Source organism: Curtobacterium sp. MCSS17_005, from assembly GCF_003234225.2.
Lineage (GTDB): Bacteria > Actinomycetota > Actinomycetes > Actinomycetales > Microbacteriaceae > Curtobacterium > Curtobacterium flaccumfaciens.
Window position 1 is genome coordinate 2688600 of the sequence record NZ_CP126258.1, and the last position, 17296, is coordinate 2705895.

Genomic DNA, 17296 nt, shown 5'->3' on the forward strand with positions numbered 1-17296 from the left:
CTACCCGGCGGTCGGGCCGTGCGACGACGACACGGTCCCGCCCGGGCCTGCCGGGGTCGTCGTCGCCGGTGCCGGCACGGGTCCGAGCCGTCGGACGGCCGCGATCGCCAGTGCGGCGAACCCGATCATCGCCGCGAACACCAGGGGGAACGACACGGTGCCGTCGGCGCCACCGGTCGCGGTGAAGAGCAGGCCGGTCACCGCCAGGCCGATCACGCTGCCCGCGGCATCAGCGATCGTCAGGGCCGAGCTCGCGAAGCCGTCGTCGCCCTCGCCGGAGAACCGCAGGGTCAGCATCGAGGCGCGCGGGTAGATCGAGCCCATGCCCGCGCCGCCGACGAACCAGCCGGCGACCAGCACCCACCACGACAGGTCGAACGTCGCGACCGCGAGCGCGGTCACCAGGCTGACGAGCACCAGCGTGAGTCCCACCCCGAAGGTGCGCCGGGCGGTGAGCCGCCGCTCCCCCAGACGGCCGTGCGCCCAGCTCGACGCGGCCCAGCTGAGTGCCGCCACCGTGAGGGCGAGCCCCGCAGCGGACGGCGACAACCCGTGTTCGGCCTGCAGCAGGAACGGCACGTACGCCTCGCTCCCGAAGAACGACGCCGCGACCAGCCCGCGCAGCAGCACGACCGACGGCAGCCCGGCCGCGGCCCGGAACGTGCCGGCCGGCAGCAGCGGCCGCAGGGCGAACCAGGTGCCGACCAGTCCGACGACGACCGCCGCGACCATGCCCCCCGGCGCCAGGTCGGGCGCGACGTTGAGCAGCAGGATCGACACGGCCGCGGCCACCGACCAGCCGATCCGGACCCGCTGCCACGGCGGGCGGAGCGTCGCGGCCGGGGCGTGCAACCGGCCGAGGGTCGGCACGAGCAGGACGAACGCGGCCAGCGCGATCACCAGTGCCCCGGCGAAGACCCAGTGCCAGTTCCACGTGTCGGTGACGATGCCGGCCAGGGCGGGACCGATCAGCGCCGGGACGACCCAGGCCGCGGCGAACCCGGCGAACACCGGTCCGTGCAGCTCGGCGGGGAAGATCCGGGCGACGAGCACGTACAGCACCACGTCGATGGCCCCGGCGCCGAACCCCTCGATGAGCCGCCCGGCCAGGAACACCTCCATGGTCGGCGCGAGCATGACCACGGCGGTCCCCACCGCGAAGAACGCCGCCGAGACCCACGCCACGATCCGACCACCGGCGCGATCGGTCCAGTTGCCGGCGAGCACCATGCCGGGCACCCCGGCGGCGAGCGGGGCGGCGAAGGCGAGCGCGTACAGGGTCTCGCCGTCGAGGTCACGGCTGATCACCGGCATGATCGTCGTCATCGCCAGGTTCTGGAACGCCGCGACGCCGACGATCGCGACCATGCCGATCGTCGCGAGGGCGTACGGCCCGCTCAGCAGGCTGATCCGCGACGCCGTTGTGCTCACCCGATCATCGTAGGGGCGGGCGCCGACGACACGGTGGCACGTCCCGCGTCCCGCGTCCCACGTCCCGCGTCCCGCGTCCCGCGCCGCGCGCCCCGCGTCAGCGCGCCAGCGCCTGCTCCAGGTCCGCCACCAGGTCGCCGGCGTCCTCGATGCCCACCGACAGCCGGACGACGTTCTCCGGCACGGCCAGCTCGGTGCCCTTCACCGACGCGTGGGTCATCTCACTCGGGTACCCGATGAGCGACTCCACACCGCCGAGCGACTCGGCCAGGGCGAACAGCTCCGTCGACTCCGCGAACCGCTTCGCCGCCTCGGCGCCGCCGGACAACGCGACCGAGAGCATGCCGCCGAAGCCCCGCATCTGGCGTGCGGCGACGTCGTGGCCCGGGTGGTCGGGGAGGCCCGGGTAGTAGACGCGCTCGACGCCGGGCGCGACGACGAGCGCTTCGGCGACGGCCTGCGCGTTCCGCGAGTGCCGCTCCATCCGCACCGCGAGCGTCTTGATGCCACGGGTGGTCAGGTAGGCGTCGAACGGCGACGAGATCGCACCCGCGCCGAACTGCAGGAACTGCACCTTCGCCGCGAGCTCCTCGTCCGCCAGCACGACGGCTCCCCCGACGACGTCGGAATGGCCGCCGAGGTACTTCGTGGTCGAGTACACGACGACGTCGGCGCCGAGCGACAGCGGCTGCTGCAGGTACGGCGAGGCGAACGTGTTGTCGACGACCACCAGGGCGCCCGACTCGTGCCCGAGGGTCGCGAGCGCGGCGATGTCGGCGATCTTCATGAGCGGGTTCGTCGGCGTCTCGACCCACAGCACGGTGGTGGCCGGTGCGCCCTGCAGCGCGGCGCGGACCTGGTCGAGGTCGCTCATGTCGACGACGACGAGCTCGACGCCCCACGGCACGTGCAGCCGACTCACCAGGCGGTGGGTGCCGCCGTACACGTCGTTGCCCATCACGACGCGACCACCGGGGACCAGCGCGGCGCGGAGCAGGGCGTCCTCGGCGGCGAGCCCGGACGCGAACGACGACGCCGCGACGCCACCGTCGAGGTCGGCGAGGAGCACCTGGAGCGAGTCGCGCGTCGGGTTGCCGGCGCGCGAGTACTCGTAGCCGTTGCGCATGCCGCCGACGCCGTCCTGCACGTACGTCGACGTCAGGTGGATCGGCGGGATGACGGCGCCGGTGGTCTCGTCGGGCTCCTGGCCGGCGTGGACGGCCCGGGTGCTGAACTCGGTCATGCTCGGTGGTTCCTTACTCGGAGAGGTAGGTGAGGAGGTCGTGCCGGGTCAGCACGGTGACGGGCTTGCCGTCCTCGACGACGAGGAGCGCGTCGGCCGACTCGAGCGCACGACGCGCCGCGGAGACCGACTCGCCGACGCCGATGAGCGGCAGCGGGTCGCCGACGAAGCCGGTGAGCGCGTCCGACATCTTCGCGGTGCCGGTGAAGACCTGCTCGAGCAGCGCCTTCTCCTCGACGGCGCCGACGACCTCGCCGATGACGACGGGCGGCTCCGCGCTGAGCACGGGCATCTGCGAGACGCCGTACTTCGTCATGATGTCGACGACGTCGCGCACGGTGTCTGCCGGGTGCGCGTGCACCAGGTCGGGGAGGCGGCCGTCCTTGCCGGCGATGAGCGAGCCGACGGTGCGCTCGTCGTCGGTCTCGGCGAAGCCGTAGGAGCGCATCCACCGGTCGTTGAAGATCTTGCCGAGGTACCCGCGGCCGCCGTCCGGCAGCAGCACGACGACGACGTCGTCCTCGGTCAGGTCACGGGCCGCGCGGAGCGCCGCGACGACGGCCATGCCGCTCGAGCCGCCGACGAGCAGTCCTTCTTCACGCGCGAGGCGCCGGGTCATCGCGAAGGAGTCGGCGTCCGACACGGCGATGATCTCGTCCGGCACGCCGGCGTCGTACGCGCTCGGCCAGAAGTCCTCGCCGACGCCCTCGACCAGGTACGGGCGACCGGTGCCGCCGGAGTACACGGAACCCTCGGGGTCGGCCCCGACGATGCGGACACCGCCGTCGGACGCCTCCTTCAGGTACCGTCCGGTGCCCGAGATCGTGCCGCCGGTGCCGACGCCCGCGACGAAGTGGGTGATCTGCCCCTCGGTGTCGCGCCAGATCTCCGGACCGGTGGTCTCGTAGTGGCTGCGGGGACCGTTCGGGTTCGCGTACTGGTTCGGCTTGTAGGCGCCGGGGATCTCCTGCACGAGCCGGTCCGACACCGAGTAGTAGGACTCGGGGTGCTCCGGCGCGACCGCGGTCGGCGTCACCACGATCTCGGCGCCGTACGCCGTCAGCACGTTGCGCTTGTCCTCGCCGACCTTGTCGGGCAGCACGAAGACGCACCGGTAGCCGCGCTGCTGTGCGACCAGGGCCAGACCGACGCCGGTGTTGCCGGAGGTCGGTTCGACGATGGTGCCGCCGGGGCGCAGGTCACCGGAGGCCTCGGCCGCGTCGATGATCCGGGTCGCGATGCGGTCCTTGGACGACCCACCGGGGTTCAGGTACTCGACCTTCACCAGGATGGTCGCCCGCACCCCCTCGGTCACCCGGTTAAGCTTGACGAGCGGGGTGTCGCCGACGAGGTCGACGACGGAGTTCGCGTATCGCACGGCGTCGAGTCTAGGACGCGGTCCCCGGGTCCCGCTGGGATGTGTCGTGCGCGGACAGCGCACCGGGACCCCGCGACGGACGGCGTGCCCTGGTCGCGCTGCGCGCCGGACGGGAGGCCCGTGCGGGCGCCGCCACGGGCCTCCCGTCCGGCGCCCGGTCGCGGCCACGACCGTCAGGGGCGGACGACGTCCGCCGACGTGTTCTGCTGCCGGTGGAGCTGGGCGTACGTGCCGTCGAGGGCGAGGAGTTCGTCGTGCGTGCCCTGCTCGACGATCTGGCCGTGGTCGAGGACGAAGATGACGTCGGCGTCGCGGATCGTCGACAGCCGGTGCGCGATGGAGATGGTGGTCCGGCCGGCCGCCGCCGTGTCGAGCGCCGTCTGCACGACGTGTTCGGAGATGGAGTCGAGTGCGCTGGTGGCCTCGTCGAGGACGAGCACCGGCGGGTCCTTCAGCATGACCCGGGCGATGGCGATGCGCTGCTTCTCGCCACCGGACAGACGGTAGCCGCGCTCCCCCACGACGGTGTCGTAGCCGTCCGGGAACGACGCGATCGTGTCGTGGATGTTCGCCGCACGGGCCGCACGCTCGAGTTCGTCGTCGGTGGCGTCGGGCTTGGCGTACCGCAGGTTCTCGCCGATCGTGGCGTGGAACAGGTACGTCTCCTGGCTGACGATGCCGACGTGCCGCATCAGGTCCTCGTGCACCAGGTCGCGGACGTCCTGCCCGGCGAACCGCACCGACCCCTCGGTCGCCTCGTACAGCCGGGGCACCAGGTAGGACACCGTCGTCTTGCCCGCGCCGGAGGGGCCGACGAAGGCGGCGAACTGCCCGGGGCGGAGCTCGAACGACACCCCGCGCAGGGTCGGCTTGTCGACTTCGCCGTCGGGGTAGGTGAAGACGACGTCCTCGAAGGCGACGTGACCGACCTTCGACTCGTCCACGGGCCGGGCGGTCGGCGAGTCCGTGATGGCCGGCTTGAGGTCGAAGTACTCGAAGATGCGGGCGAAGAGCGCACCGGAGGTCTGCAGGTCGAGGACCACGCGCAGCAGCCCGACCGTCGGGAACAGCAGCCGGGACTGCACCGTCGTGAACGCGACGATCGTCCCGGCCGTGATCGGGACGTCGCCGATGATCAGGTACGCGGCGACGACGTAGATGATCGCCGGGATGATCGACAGGAAGATCTGCACGATCGCGAAGAACCACTGCCCGGACATCTGCTGGCGCACCTGCAGGGTGATCTGGTTGCGGTTCTCGTCCCCGTAGCGGCGGGTCTCGCTGGCCTGCTGGTTGAAGCTCTTCGCGAGCAGGATGCCGGAGACGCTCAGCGCCTCTTGCGTGATGGCCGTCATGTCGGACAGCGACTCCTGCGTCTGCGCGGCGATGCGGGCCCGGACCTGGCCGACGCGGCGCTGCGCGATCACGAGCAGCGGCAGCAGGACGACGGCGACCAGCGTCATCTGCCAGCTCAGCAGGAGCATCGCGACCACGGCGGCGATCACGGTCACGGTGTTGCCGAGCACCGACGAGATCGTGTTGTTGAGGACGCTCGCCACGCCGCCGACGTCGTTCTGCAGGCGTGACTGGATGACGCCGGTCTTGGTGCGGGTGAAGAACGCGAGCTCCATCCGCTGCAGGTGCGCGAACAGGCGCATCCGCATGGCACCCATGACCTTGTTGCCGACCGTCGCGGTCAGGTACGTCTGCCAGACGCCGACCCCGGCGCTCGCGATCCACAGCAGGACCATCGCGGACACGAGCTCGATCAGCACCGGGACGTCCGGGCGACCCGACGGCGGGAACAGCCCCCGGTCGAAGGCCTGCTGGGTGAGCAGCGGCGGCACGACCGAGATGGCCGCGCCGACCAGCACCAGGACCACCGTGAGCATGATCGCCCGGCGGTGCGGCTCGAACAGCGCGGCGATGCGCCGGACCAGGTGCGGGATCTTCGGCGCCTCGGCGTTGGCGGCCTTCTGCGCGCGGAAGTCGCCGCTCGAGATGCGCCCACCCCCGCGCGGACCGCCACCTCGCCCGCCGTGTCCCATGCTCATGGAGCCACCGTAGCCCCGCGCTCGGACATCGACCGCCCTGTCCACAGCACCGCAGTATTTGACCCCGTTCAGGGGGCGTGCGAGCATGTGCCGTCCCCGTCCCCGCACCACCGAGGTCCCATGTCGTCCGCGCCGTCACGTCCCACGTCCCTGGGGGCGCAGCTCGCCCGCCGCAAGCCGATCGAGCAGCTGCAGGCCGAAGCCTCCCGCGGTGTGAACGGTGAACCGCTCCGACGGTCGCTCGGGGTCTGGCAGCTGACGATGATCAGCGTCGGGGCCACGCTCGGTACCGGCATCCTGGTCGTCCTCGGCACCGCGGTCCCGCTCGCCGGTCCCGCCGTCTGGATCTCGTTCGTCGTCGCGGGGATCGCCGCACTGCTGTCCGCGCTGTCGTACGCCGAGATGGCCGGCGCCGTCCCGACCTCGGGGTCCAGCTACTCGTACACCTACGCCACGATGGGCGAGGGCATCGCGTGGATCTGCGGCTGGTGCCTCGTGCTCGAGTACGCCGTCTCGGTGGCCGCGGTCGCCGTGGGTGCGAGCGAGTACGTCGACGAGACCCTCCGTGTGTTCGGGCTGCACCTGCCCACCGCGCTCTCCGCTCCCCCGGTCGACGGCGGCGTGGTCAACCTGCCCGCGGCGGTCCTGGTCCTACTCGCCACCGTCGTGCTGTTGCCCGGTGCCCGCGAGAGCGCCTGGGTGAACACGGTCATGGTGATCGTGAAGATCGCCCTGCTGGTCTTCTTCGTCGTCGTGGCGTTCACGGCGTTCCGGGCGCAGAACTTCGAACCGCTCGCCCCGATGGGCGCCGCCGGGGTCACCGCCGCCGCGTCGCGGTTGTTCTTCTCGTACATCGGCTTCGACGCCGCTTCGACCGCCGGTGAAGAGGCGAAGAACCCCCGCCGCGACCTGCCCCGGGCGATCATCGGCTCCATCGCGCTCATCACCGCGCTGTACATCCTCGTCGCGATCGCTGCCATCGGGGCCCGCTCGTGGACGGCGTTCTCGTCGTCCCAAGCGTCGCTCGTCCGCATCGTCGTCGACGTCACGGGGCAGCCGCTCGTCGCCCTCGTGTTCTCGATCGGCGCCGTCGTCGCCATCGCCAGCGTCGTCCTCACCGTCCTGTACGGCCAGACCCGCATCCTGCTCACGATGTCCCGCGACGGCCTGGTGCCGAAGGTCTTCGGGCGGGTCTCCCGTCGCACCGGCACCCCGATCGCGAACACGCTCATCATCGGGATCGCCGTGACGATCGTCGCCGCGCTCGTGCCCCTCGGTGAGCTCGCCGACGCCACGAGCATCGGCACCCTCGTCGCCTTCGCCCTGGTGAACGTGTCCGTCATCGTGCTCCGCCGCTCGCAGCCCGACCTGGAGCGCTCGTACCGGGTCCCGCTCTTCCCCGTCGTGCCGGTCCTCGGCACCCTGAGCTGCGTGCTGCTCGCGGTGTTCCTCGGCGCCACCACGTGGATCGCCTTCGGCATCTGGATGGTCGCCGGCGCCCTGCTCTACCTGGCCTACGGCCGCCGCCACAGCACCCTGCGCTGACGCGCCCGCCGCGCGCCCCGCCCGCGACGACCTCACGCACTCACCGACACCTCACGCGCGCCGTCCCCCGTGAGGTGTCGCTGAGCGCGTGTACTCGCGACGCGGTTCCTCATCCACAGCTGCCGCGTCGAGACCACGTCCTCCACAGATGTCCCGTCGCGACACCGTCGGCGGCGGACGACGACGAACATCACGGCATGAACGAGAGCACCCACCGCCCGCGCCTGCTCCGTGCCACCGCACAGGACCCGACCAACGCGAGGCTCCTGCAACGCCGGCACGCCTCGGGTTCGGTGGTCCGCCTGCTCGCGGGCGTGTACATCGCGACCGAGGAGTGGGACGCGCTGAGCTCCGTCGGCCAGCACCTCGCCCGAGCACGGGCGATCGCGCCGCAGTTGCGGCGTGGCTCGGTGTTCTCCCACGTCACCGCCGCGCTGATCCACGGCTGGCCATTCGTCGGAGACGCACCGGATCGTGTCCACGTGGTCGACCCGGCTGTCCCGGTCATCCAGCACCGAGCCGGTCTCATCCGACATCCGAGCGGTCCGACGCCGCGGACCGCTGCCACGGCGTTCGACGGCGTACCGGTCACGGCTCCCCTGGACACCGCGACGGCGCTCATCACGACGGGGTCGCCCCACGTCGCCGCCGTGGCTGTCGATGCCGGCATCCGTCATGGGGCGCTCACCCTGGACGACCTCCGCGGCGTGATCCCCGTCCGCCCCGCACGCGGCTCGGTGCACGCCGAGACGGTTCTCTCGGCGCTCGATGCCCGGCACGAGTCCGTCGGCGAATCGTTCGCCGCGATCCGGTTCGTGCAGGTCGGGCTCCCGTCGTGCGAGCCGCAGGTCGAGTTCCGACACCAGGACGGCACGGTCGACCGCGTCGACTTCTGGTTCCCGTCGCTCGGCCTCGTCGTCGAGTTCGACGGCCGGCAGAAGTACGTCGACCCGTCGATGCTGCAGGGGCGCGATCCCGCGGACGTCCTCTGGGCCGAGAAACGTCGTGAGGATCGCCTCCGCGCGCTCCCCGCAGTGAGGGCCGTCATCCGCGTGACCTGGTGGCACCTCGTCGAGCCCGACCGCCTCCGTGCGCTCTTCCGCTCGCATGGCGTCTTCATCTGAGCTGTCCGAGCTCACGCGCTGACCGACACTTCACGGACCGGAGCGCGCGTGAAGTGTCGGTCAGCGCGAAACATCGCCGCCCCACCCCGCGCCCCCCCGCACACGACGAAGGCCGCCGCCCCGAGGGGCAGCGGCCTTCGTGACCGGAACGGTCGAGACTACGCGAGCTCGATCGTGGCGCCAGCGGCCTCGAGGGTCGCCTTCGCCTTGTCGGCGGTCTCCTTGTTCGCACCCTCGAGGATCTTGGCGTCGGCGGTCTCGACGAGCGCCTTGGCCTCACCGAGGCCGAGCGACGTCAGGCCACGGACCTCCTTGATGACCTGGATCTTCTTGTCACCAGCGGACTTGAGGATGACGTCGAACTCGGTCTTCTCCTCAGCGGCCTCGGCCGGAGCAGCTGCGCCGGCGGGGGCGGCAGCGGCGACCGGGGCGGCCGCGGTGACCTCGAAGACCTCTTCGAACTTCTTCACGAAGTCCGAGAGCTCGATGAGCGTGAGCTCCTTGAAGGCCTCGATGAGCTCGTCCTGCGAAAGCTTCGCCATAATTTTCTCCTACTACTAGCTAGTACGTGTGGTTGATGAACGCGAGCCTGATCAGGCCGCGGACTCCTGCTTCTCGCGAAGGGCGTCCACGGTGCGGACGGCCTGCGAGAGGGGTGCCTGGAACAGGTACGCAGCACCGAACAGCGAGGCCTTGAGTGCGCCGGCGAGCTTGCCGAGCAGCACTTCACGGGACTCGAGGTCGGCGAGCTTGTCCACCTCGGTCGCGGTGAGCGGGTTACCGTCGAAGTAACCGCCCTTCACCACGAGCTCGGGGTTCGCCTTGGCGAATGCACGCAGCGACTTCGCGACGGCGACGGTGTCACCGTGGACGAAGGCGAGAGCGGACGGACCGGCGAGCTCGTCGTCGAACGACGAGATGCCGGCGTTGTTCGCCGCGATCTTGGTCAGCGTGTTCTTCACCACGGCGTACGTGGCGTGCTCACGGATCGAGTTGCGGAGCTCCTTGAGCTGCGCGACCGTGAGACCGCGGTACTCGGTGAGCAGAACGGCGTTCGAGCTACGGAAGGACTCCGTGAGCTCGGCGACCGCAGCTTCCTTGTTCGCCATGGTTCTCCTTGGGGGTCTTGCCGGCAGCCCCAGGTCCACGAACGAAAAAAGCTCCGGCGCAGAGGCTCGGAGCTGCTCTCACCAGATGGTGGGAGTGGTTCGGAACACCTGCGCGGGATGCCTCACGAGTGAGGACCTTCGGTCACGATGTTCACAAACACGTTGCGAGCAGCACGACATCCGGCGGTCTTTGGCTTCGAGAAGAGTAGCAGATGCCGTGGACGAGACCAAACAGCGGTCGGGAGGCGCGGGGCGGGCCCGCACCGCGCCTCCCGACCGTCAGTGGGCACGGTCCACCGCCGCGGGCGTCGCGGACCAATCCGCTGACCCGGCCGGGTCAGCCGTCGACGCGACGGCCCCTGCCGCGGCGGCCGCCGCCGAAGGATCGCGCGGAAGGTGCACCGTGAACACGGTGTCCCCCGGCTCGCTCGTCACCTCGACCCGCCCGCCGTGCGCCTGCACGACCGCGTCCACGATGGCGAGCCCGAGGCCGGTCGACCCGACCGTGCGGGACCGCGAACTGTCGGCCCGGGCGAAGCGCTCGAACAGCTTCGGCAGGAACTCCGGGTCGATCCCCTGGCCGGTGTCGCGCACGGTCAGGTCCACGCCGCCGTCGACCGGGGCGAGCCCGACCGTGATGCGGGTGCCCTCGGGCGTGTGGGTCCGGGCGTTGGTGACGAGGTTCACGATGACCTGGTGCAGGCGTGCGGCGTCGCCCGTGATGGTCACCGGCTCCGGCGGGACGTCGACCTCGATGGGGTGCTCCGGTGAGGCGGCGTGTGCGTCGTTCACGGCGTCGAGCACCAGGCCGGTCAGGTCGACCTCGGCGAACTGGATCTCGCGGCCTTCGTCGAGCCGGGCGAGGAGCAGCAGGTCCTCCACCATCGAGGTCATCCGGATGGACTCGGACTCGATGCGGCTCATGGCGTAGACGACGTCCTTGGGCAGGTCGCCGCCCATGCGCCGGGTGAGCTCGGCGTACCCGCGCACCGAGGCGAGCGGGGTCCGGAGCTCGTGCGAGGCGTCGGCGACGAACTGCCGCACCTTCTGCTCCGAGCGTTCCCGGGCCTGCATCGCACTGCCGATGTGCCCCAGCATGCGGTTGAACGCGCTGCCGACCCGGCCGACCTCGGTGCGGGGGTCGGTGTCGGGCACGCGGACACCGTCGAGGGCATCGCTGCGGTCGAGCGGCATCCGCGCGACGGTGGACGCGGTCTCGGCGACGCGCTCGAGCGGCCGGAGCGACTGCCGGACCACGAACGCGGCGACGACCGAACCGGCGACCAGCGCGGTCGCCACGACGGCGAGGACGACCCCGAAGAGCTTCCAGACGCTGTCGTAGACGGGGGCCATCGGGAGCCCCACGACCAGGACGGCCGGACCGACGTTGACGGCAGCGAGGCGGTACCGCCCGACGTCCGAGCCGAGGTCGATCGTCTCCGGGTCGGCGTCCACGCGGACGGACCCCAGTGCCTCGGCGCTCGTCTGCGGGATACCGCTCGGCCGGCCGTAGTCGTCGAGCACGTTCGCGATGACGACCTGCCCGTCGACGAAGTACGCGGTCAGCGTGCCGGCGGCCTGCCCGGACGGTCGGGACAGGTCGATGCTCGGCTGCCCGGACTGGTTCTGCTGCAGGTACCGCTGCGCCCGGTGGGTGGCGCTCGTGATCTGCTTGTCGATCGCGCTGGTCTGGATCGAGGCGAGCGCGATGATGCTGGCCGCCCCGATCACCGCGCTGACGGCGACGACGAGGGCGACGATGCTCAGGACGAGCCGGCGCCGCAGGGTCACGAGGTCGGCTTGATGACGTACCCGACGCCGCGCACCGTGTGGATCATCGGGGTCTCACCGGCGTCGATCTTCTTGCGCAGGTAGGAGATGTAGATCTCGACGACCGACGACTTGCCGCCGAAGTCGTACGACCACACGCGGTCCAGGATCTGCGCCTTCGAGAGCACGCGACGGGGGTTGCGCATCAGGAACCGGAGCAGCTCGAACTCGGTGGCGGTCAGCTCGATGGGCCGTCCGGCGCGGTGTACCTCGTACGACTCCTCGTCGAGCACCAGGTCGCCGACGACGATGCGGGAGTCGCCGGCCTCGGAGATCGAGATCTGCGAGCGGCGGATGAGCCCACGCAGCCGCGCCACGACCTCCTCGAGGGAGAACGGCTTGGTGACGTAGTCGTCGCCGCCCGCGGTGAGCCCGGTCACGCGGTCCTCGACGGAGTCCTTCGCGGTGAGGAACAGCACCGGGGTGTCGTCGTTGTTCTGCCGCAGCCGGCTCAGCACCTGCAACCCGTCGAGGTCCGGCATCATCACGTCGAGCACCATCGCGTCGGGCTTGAACTCCCGCGCGGTCGTCAGGGCGTCCTGCCCTCCGTTCGCGCTCTTGACGTCCCAGCCCTCGTAGCGGAGCGCCATGGACAAGAGGTCAGTGAGGCTGGCTTCGTCGTCGACGACCAGGATGCGCAACGGGGTTCCGTCGGCACGCGTGAGGCGCGGGGCTGCTGCGGGCTGGGAGATGGTCACGTCTTCGAGTATCGAGAAGTTCCTATGAGTCGTCTGTGGCGCGGCCCAGTGCGTTCTGTGGATCGGGGACACGTCCACGTCTGCCGCTCCGTACGGTGGGTGCATGTTGCGATCTGCAGCCTGGCCCCCGTCGGCCCGGCACCTGGACACCGCGCGGATCGAACGGACGACCGGGAGGCCCGGCTCGCCACCGACGGACCGCCTCGCGGTCGCGCGGGCGGTCGCCGCCACCACCCCACCCCTGTCCGCCGGCACGGCCGGCGGGTTCTTCGGCACGCTCGCCGCGGTCGCCGCGGCGGACGTCGCCACCGCCCGCACCGTCGAACCGCACCTGGACGCGCTCGGGATCCTCGCGCAGGCCGGGGTCGACGCCCCGGACGGCTCGACCTGGGGCGTCTTCGCGGCCGAGGGGCCGGGCCTCCGGCTCGACGCCGCACCACAGCACGACGGCACGGTCCTGCTGCACGGCACGAAGCCGTGGTGCTCGCTCGCCTCGACGCTCTCGCACGCCCTGGTCACCGCGCACCTGGGTGACGAGCGGGTCCTCGTCGCCGTGGACCTGCGACAGCACGGCGTCACCGTGCACGACGAGACCTGGGTCGCTCGCGGCATGCCGGACGTGCCGAGCGGACCGGTCGACTTCGACGGCGTCCGGGCACGACCCGTCGGCGCGCCCGGCTGGTACCTCCGACGTCCGGGCTTCGCCTGGGGCGGCATCGGCGTCGCGGCCTGCTGGTGGGGTGGTGCGGTCGGGCTCGCCCGGGTGCTCCGTGACACCGCGACCGCACACCCGGAGTCCGAGCTGCTGCAGGCCGCCCTCGGCGCCACCGTGGTCGACCTCGCCGACGCGGAGGACGCCCTCGCCGACGCCGCCGCCCGGATCGACGACTCCGACCGGGCATCCGACGACACCGACTGGCGGCTGCTCGCCCAGACCGTCCGGTCGCGGGTGCGCCGATCGGTCGACGCCGTGCGCGAGCGGGTGGTCGCCACGATCGGCCCGGCTCCGCTGACCGCCGACCCTGCCGTCGCCGCGCGGGTCGCCGACCTCGAGCTCTACGTCCTGCAGGACCACGGCGCCCGCGACCTGGCTCGCATCGGCCGGATGGTGCTCGAGCGGGGCGGCGTCGCGTGGTGAGCTTCGACCACCGCGAGCCGGGCACCGACCCGGCGGCGTGGACGGGGTTCCTCGCCGGCCTGGACGCACCGGCGATCGACCTGGCCGGTACCGGGTCAGTGGTGGTCGTCGCGCCGCACCCCGACGACGAGACCCTCGGTGCCGGTGGGCTCATCGCGGCCGCAGCAGCGGCCGGCGTCACGGTGCACGTGCTGCTCCTCACCCGCGGCGAGCGCTCCCACCCGGACTCCCCCACGACGGCCCCGGAAGCGCTCGCCGCCACCCGTGACGACGAGTTCGTGGCGGCCCTGCGCACCCTGCACGCCGACGTGACGTCGACCTCGGTGGGGATCCCGGACGGCGCGACCCGCGAACACCGAGACAGTGTCGTCGACACCCTCGACACGGTGCTCGCCGGCGCCGCGCGCCCCGTGCTGCTCGTCGCGCCGTGGCGCGGAGACGGGCACCGCGACCACCGCATCGCCGGCGAGGTCGCCGAGGCCGCCGCGGCGAGCGCCGCCGACGTCGACCTGCTCGCGTACCCGATCTGGGCCTGGCACTGGGACGACCCGGACCACTCCGTCGCCCCGTGGGACGACGTCCGGGCCCTGTCGCTGCCCCACGACCTCGTCGCCCGGAAGCGTGCCGCCCTCGACGCCTACCCGTCGCAGACCCGGCCCCTGTCGCCCGCGCCGGGGGACGAGGCGATCGTCGACGACCGGCACGCCGCCCACCACCTGCGGACGACGGAGTGGTTCTTCGCGCCGGGGTCCGCCGCGTCGCGGTCGCGCGAGTCGTTCGACGCCCACTACGACCGGAAGCCCGAGGGGTGGGACTTCGACGGGTCCTGGTACGAGCAGCGCAAGCGGGCCGTGACGCTGGCGGCACTCCCCCGCCCGCGCTTCCGGTCGGCGCTCGAGCTCGGCTGCGCGACCGGGGTCCTGACCGCTGCCCTCGCCGACCGCGCGGACGACGTCCTCGGCACCGACATCTCGGCGGCGCCGCTGGAGCGTGCAGCCCGCCGAGCCCCGACCGCGCGGTTCGTGCAGGCTGCCCTGCCGGCGGAGTGGCCGGACGGGCGCTGGGACCTGGTGGTGATGTCCGAGGTCGGGTACTACCTGTCACCAGCCGACCTCGACGCGACGATCGACCGGGTGCTCGGGTCACTCGACGACGACGGTGTGCTCGTGGCCTGCCACTGGCGGCACCCCGACGACGAGGCCGTGTCGAGCGGTGATGCGGTGGACGCGCGGCTGACCGAACGGTGGCCACGTCCCGCTCTGCTCCGGCACGTGGAGGAGGACTTCGTCCTGAGCGTCCTGCCCGGCCCGGGGGTCACCTCGGTGGCCCGGGCCGAGGGGATCATCCGGTGACCCGACCGGAACCGCGTGCACGCATCGACGTCGTCGTCCCCGCGCACGACGAGGCGGACCGGATCGCCGCGTGCCTCGACGCGCTCCTGGTGGCCGTCGACCGGCTCGGCACGGAGCGACCCGGGGTCGGCGCCGCCGTGACAGTGGTGCTCGACGGCTGCACGGACGGCACCGCTTCGGTGGTCGAGCGGTACCCGGTCGACGTCCTGACCACGGACCGTGTCGGGGTCGGTCGGGCACGGACCATCGGGGCGACGCACGCGCTCCGTGTGCACGACGGCGATCCGGCGACCCGGTGGCTCGCCCACACCGACGCCGATTCGCGCGTGCACGAACGGTGGCTCGTCCAGCAGTCCGACGCCCTGGCATCCGGCGCACAGTTGCTCGTCGGCGCCGTCGTCCCCGACCCGGACGACCTGGCGCCCGCGGTGCTCGACCGCTGGACGCGGGCGCACCCGCCCGGTGCTGCCCTCGGCCACGTGCACGGCGCGAACCTCGGCGTGCTCGCCGCGGCGTACATCAGCCTCGGCGGGTTCGACCCCGTGCCCGAGCACGAGGACGCGCGGCTGGTGGCCCGGGCACGGGCGCTCGGCTACCGGGTGGACGCCACCGTCGACCTGCCGGTGGTGACGAGCGGGCGCTTCGCCGGCCGGACCCCCGGCGGGTACGCCGAGCACCTGCGCCAGCGGTACGGCGACGTCGGCTGAACCGCCCTTAGCCGGCACATAGGTCCGCAATGGGTCGGTCATCGACAGCGTGCCTAGGTTCTCCTCCGTCGGCCCCGCCGCGTGCTCTGCGCGGCCGGTGACCCCAGCCGGCCACCACCGAGGAGAACCATGTTCCTGACCTACCTCAGGCGCGAACTCACGAACCGCAAGAAGCAGACGGTCATCATCGCGATCGGGATGGCCCTGGCCATCGCCCTCGTGGTGATCGTGTCGTCGATCTCGGGTGGCGTGCAGGCAGCGCAGTCGAGCGTCCTGCAGTCCGTCTACGGCGTCGGCACCGACATCACCGTCACCAAGACCGCGACGGCGTCGACGAACGGCGGGCGTCCGAGCTTCGACTTCGGCAGCCAGGGCGACAGCGATGACGACGGCGGCTCGACCGACCTGTCGCAGTCGCGGCTCGCGGTCGCGCGCGGCACGAGCACCCTGAATGCCGCGAACCTGTCCACGATCACGAGCACCGACGGCGTCAAGGCCGCGACGGGTGTGCTGACCCTCGAGAACAGCACGTTCTCCGGCCAGGTCCAGCAGCAGTCGACCGACGACAGCAGCACGGACAGCAGCAGCGACTCCAGCAGCGACAGCACGACCCAGCAGGGCCCGCCGAGCGGGGACACCGGCGGCGGCGGGTTCGGCGGCGGGTCTTTCAGCGTCGACTCGTTCACGGTGACCGGCATCCCGGTGTCCGGCGCCGCGGTCGGTCCGCTCACGAGCACCGAGCTCACGAAGGGGCGCACCTTCGCCGCGAAGGACGCGGGCGAGGACGTCGTCGTGCTCGATGCGTCGTACGCGAAGAGCGAGTCCAAGGCGGTCGGCGACACCGTCGACATCGGCGGCACCGACTTCACCGTCATCGGCATCGTCAGCTCCACCGGCTCGGCCTCGACCACGGGCTCGAACACCTACATCCCGCTCGACACCGCGCAGGCGCTGGCCGACCTCGACGGCAAGGTCACCTCGATCTACGTCTCGGCAGAGTCCTCCTCCGACGTCAGCACGATCAAGTCCGCACTGCAGGCGAAGCTGACGAGCGCCACCGTCTCCACCGAGGCCGATCTGGCCTCGAGCGTGTCCGGGTCGCTCAGCACCGCGTCGAGCCTGGTCTCGAACCTCGGCAAGTGGCTGTCGATCGTCGTGCTCGCCGCGGCGTTCCTCATCGCGATCCTCTTCACGATCTCCGGCGTGACCCGCCGCACCCGCGAGTTCGGGACCCTCAAGGCGATCGGCTGGTCGAACGGCCGCATCACCCGACAGGTGGCCGGTGAGTCCCTGGTGCAGGGCCTGATCGGCGGCGTGCTCGGCGCCGCAGCCGGCCTGATCGGCATCCTCGTCGTGAACGTCATCAGTCCGACGATCTCGGCGAGCGCGTCGAGCACGACCGGCGGTGGTGCCGGCGGCGGCGGTGGCATGCCCGGCGGCGCAGCGACCGCGGCCGCGGGCAGCGGCACGACGGGCGGTGCACCGGCCGGGGGCTTCGGCGGTGGCGCGAGCACCGCGTCGACGACCGACGTGGTCCTGCACGCCCCGGTGACCGTCGAGATCATCCTGCTGGCGATCGGCCTCGCGATCCTCGGCGGCCTCATCGCCGGCGCGCTCGGCGGCTGGCGTGCGAGCCGGCTCCGTCCGGCCGAGGCGCTCCGGAGCGTGGCCTGATGCCCGGCCGCAC

Annotated in this window: 14 protein-coding genes; 6 read left to right on the plus strand and 8 right to left on the minus strand. The window is 71.8% G+C overall.

Translation table 11 applies throughout. The features are described 5' to 3' along the window. The 4 genes from DEJ20_RS12765 to DEJ20_RS12780 all read right to left on the minus strand — a co-directional run bounded on the left by DEJ20_RS12765 (position 1) and on the right by DEJ20_RS12780 (position 6100). Complete coding sequence (locus tag DEJ20_RS12765) at positions 1–1431, minus strand: MFS transporter (RefSeq protein WP_111235591.1); 1431 nt, start codon at positions 1429–1431, stop codon at positions 1–3. A gap of 97 nt (positions 1432–1528) precedes the next feature. After that, positions 1529–2674 (minus strand): cystathionine gamma-synthase, encoded by a 1146-nt coding sequence (locus tag DEJ20_RS12770; RefSeq protein WP_056070707.1) that lies wholly within the window; start codon positions 2672–2674, stop codon positions 1529–1531. Positions 2675–2687: 13 nt separating this feature from the next. Next, entirely contained in the window at positions 2688–4052 is a 1365-nt protein-coding gene (locus tag DEJ20_RS12775; RefSeq protein ID WP_027466384.1) for a cystathionine beta-synthase, read from the minus strand. 173 nt (positions 4053–4225) lie between these two features. Then, positions 4226–6100, minus strand: coding sequence for an ABC transporter ATP-binding protein (locus DEJ20_RS12780; protein ID WP_111235626.1), 1875 nt, complete (start codon positions 6098–6100; stop codon positions 4226–4228). Positions 6101–6226: 126 nt separating this feature from the next. Between DEJ20_RS12780 and DEJ20_RS12785 the strand changes: the two genes are divergently transcribed. Together DEJ20_RS12785 and DEJ20_RS12790 are read left to right on the plus strand one after the other, a co-directional pair. After that, on the plus strand, positions 6227–7651 hold the full coding sequence (locus DEJ20_RS12785; protein WP_111235592.1) for an amino acid permease: 1425 nt from the start codon (positions 6227–6229) through the stop codon (positions 7649–7651). Between the two features lie 197 nt (positions 7652–7848). Continuing rightward, the gene (locus DEJ20_RS12790) at positions 7849–8775 is read left to right on the plus strand and encodes a hypothetical protein (RefSeq protein ID WP_111235593.1); all 927 of its coding nucleotides are present in this window, start codon (positions 7849–7851) and stop codon (positions 8773–8775) included. Between the two features lie 158 nt (positions 8776–8933). Here the strand turns inward: DEJ20_RS12790 and rplL are convergent, their stop codons facing one another. The 4 genes from rplL to DEJ20_RS12810 all read right to left on the minus strand — a co-directional run bounded on the left by rplL (position 8934) and on the right by DEJ20_RS12810 (position 12412). After that, the gene (gene rplL / locus DEJ20_RS12795; protein ID WP_027466380.1) at positions 8934–9317 is read right to left on the minus strand and encodes a 50S ribosomal protein L7/L12; all 384 of its coding nucleotides are present in this window, start codon (positions 9315–9317) and stop codon (positions 8934–8936) included. 51 nt (positions 9318–9368) lie between these two features. Then, positions 9369–9884 carry a 50S ribosomal protein L10 gene (gene rplJ / locus DEJ20_RS12800; protein ID WP_017888663.1) on the minus strand — a complete coding sequence of 172 codons (516 nt, stop codon included), beginning with the start codon at positions 9882–9884 and terminating at the stop codon, positions 9369–9371. Positions 9885–10163: 279 nt separating this feature from the next. Continuing rightward, positions 10164–11675 (minus strand): sensor histidine kinase, encoded by a 1512-nt coding sequence (locus DEJ20_RS12805; RefSeq protein WP_220034998.1) that lies wholly within the window; start codon positions 11673–11675, stop codon positions 10164–10166. Further along, positions 11672–12412 carry a response regulator transcription factor gene (locus DEJ20_RS12810; protein ID WP_017888661.1) on the minus strand — a complete coding sequence of 247 codons (741 nt, stop codon included), beginning with the start codon at positions 12410–12412 and terminating at the stop codon, positions 11672–11674. The genes DEJ20_RS12805 and DEJ20_RS12810 overlap by 4 nt, the downstream gene beginning before the upstream one ends. A gap of 103 nt (positions 12413–12515) precedes the next feature. On the opposite strand from DEJ20_RS12810, the gene DEJ20_RS12815 reads away from it, so the two are divergent. From DEJ20_RS12815 to DEJ20_RS12830, 4 genes are all read left to right on the plus strand, one after another. Then, positions 12516–13550, plus strand: coding sequence for an acyl-CoA dehydrogenase family protein (locus DEJ20_RS12815; protein WP_111235595.1), 1035 nt, complete (start codon positions 12516–12518; stop codon positions 13548–13550). After that, positions 13547–14902: a bifunctional PIG-L family deacetylase/class I SAM-dependent methyltransferase gene (locus DEJ20_RS12820; protein ID WP_258377177.1), complete on the plus strand. Its 1356-nt coding sequence runs from the start codon at positions 13547–13549 to the stop codon at positions 14900–14902. Before DEJ20_RS12815 ends, DEJ20_RS12820 begins: the two co-directional genes overlap by 4 nt. Then, entirely contained in the window at positions 14899–15609 is a 711-nt protein-coding gene (locus DEJ20_RS12825; RefSeq protein ID WP_181431569.1) for a glycosyltransferase family 2 protein, read from the plus strand. Before DEJ20_RS12820 ends, DEJ20_RS12825 begins: the two co-directional genes overlap by 4 nt. A 129-nt stretch (positions 15610–15738) precedes the next feature. After that, on the plus strand, positions 15739–17283 hold the full coding sequence (locus DEJ20_RS12830; RefSeq protein ID WP_111235598.1) for an ABC transporter permease: 1545 nt from the start codon (positions 15739–15741) through the stop codon (positions 17281–17283). Positions 17284–17296: the final 13 nt, after the last annotated feature.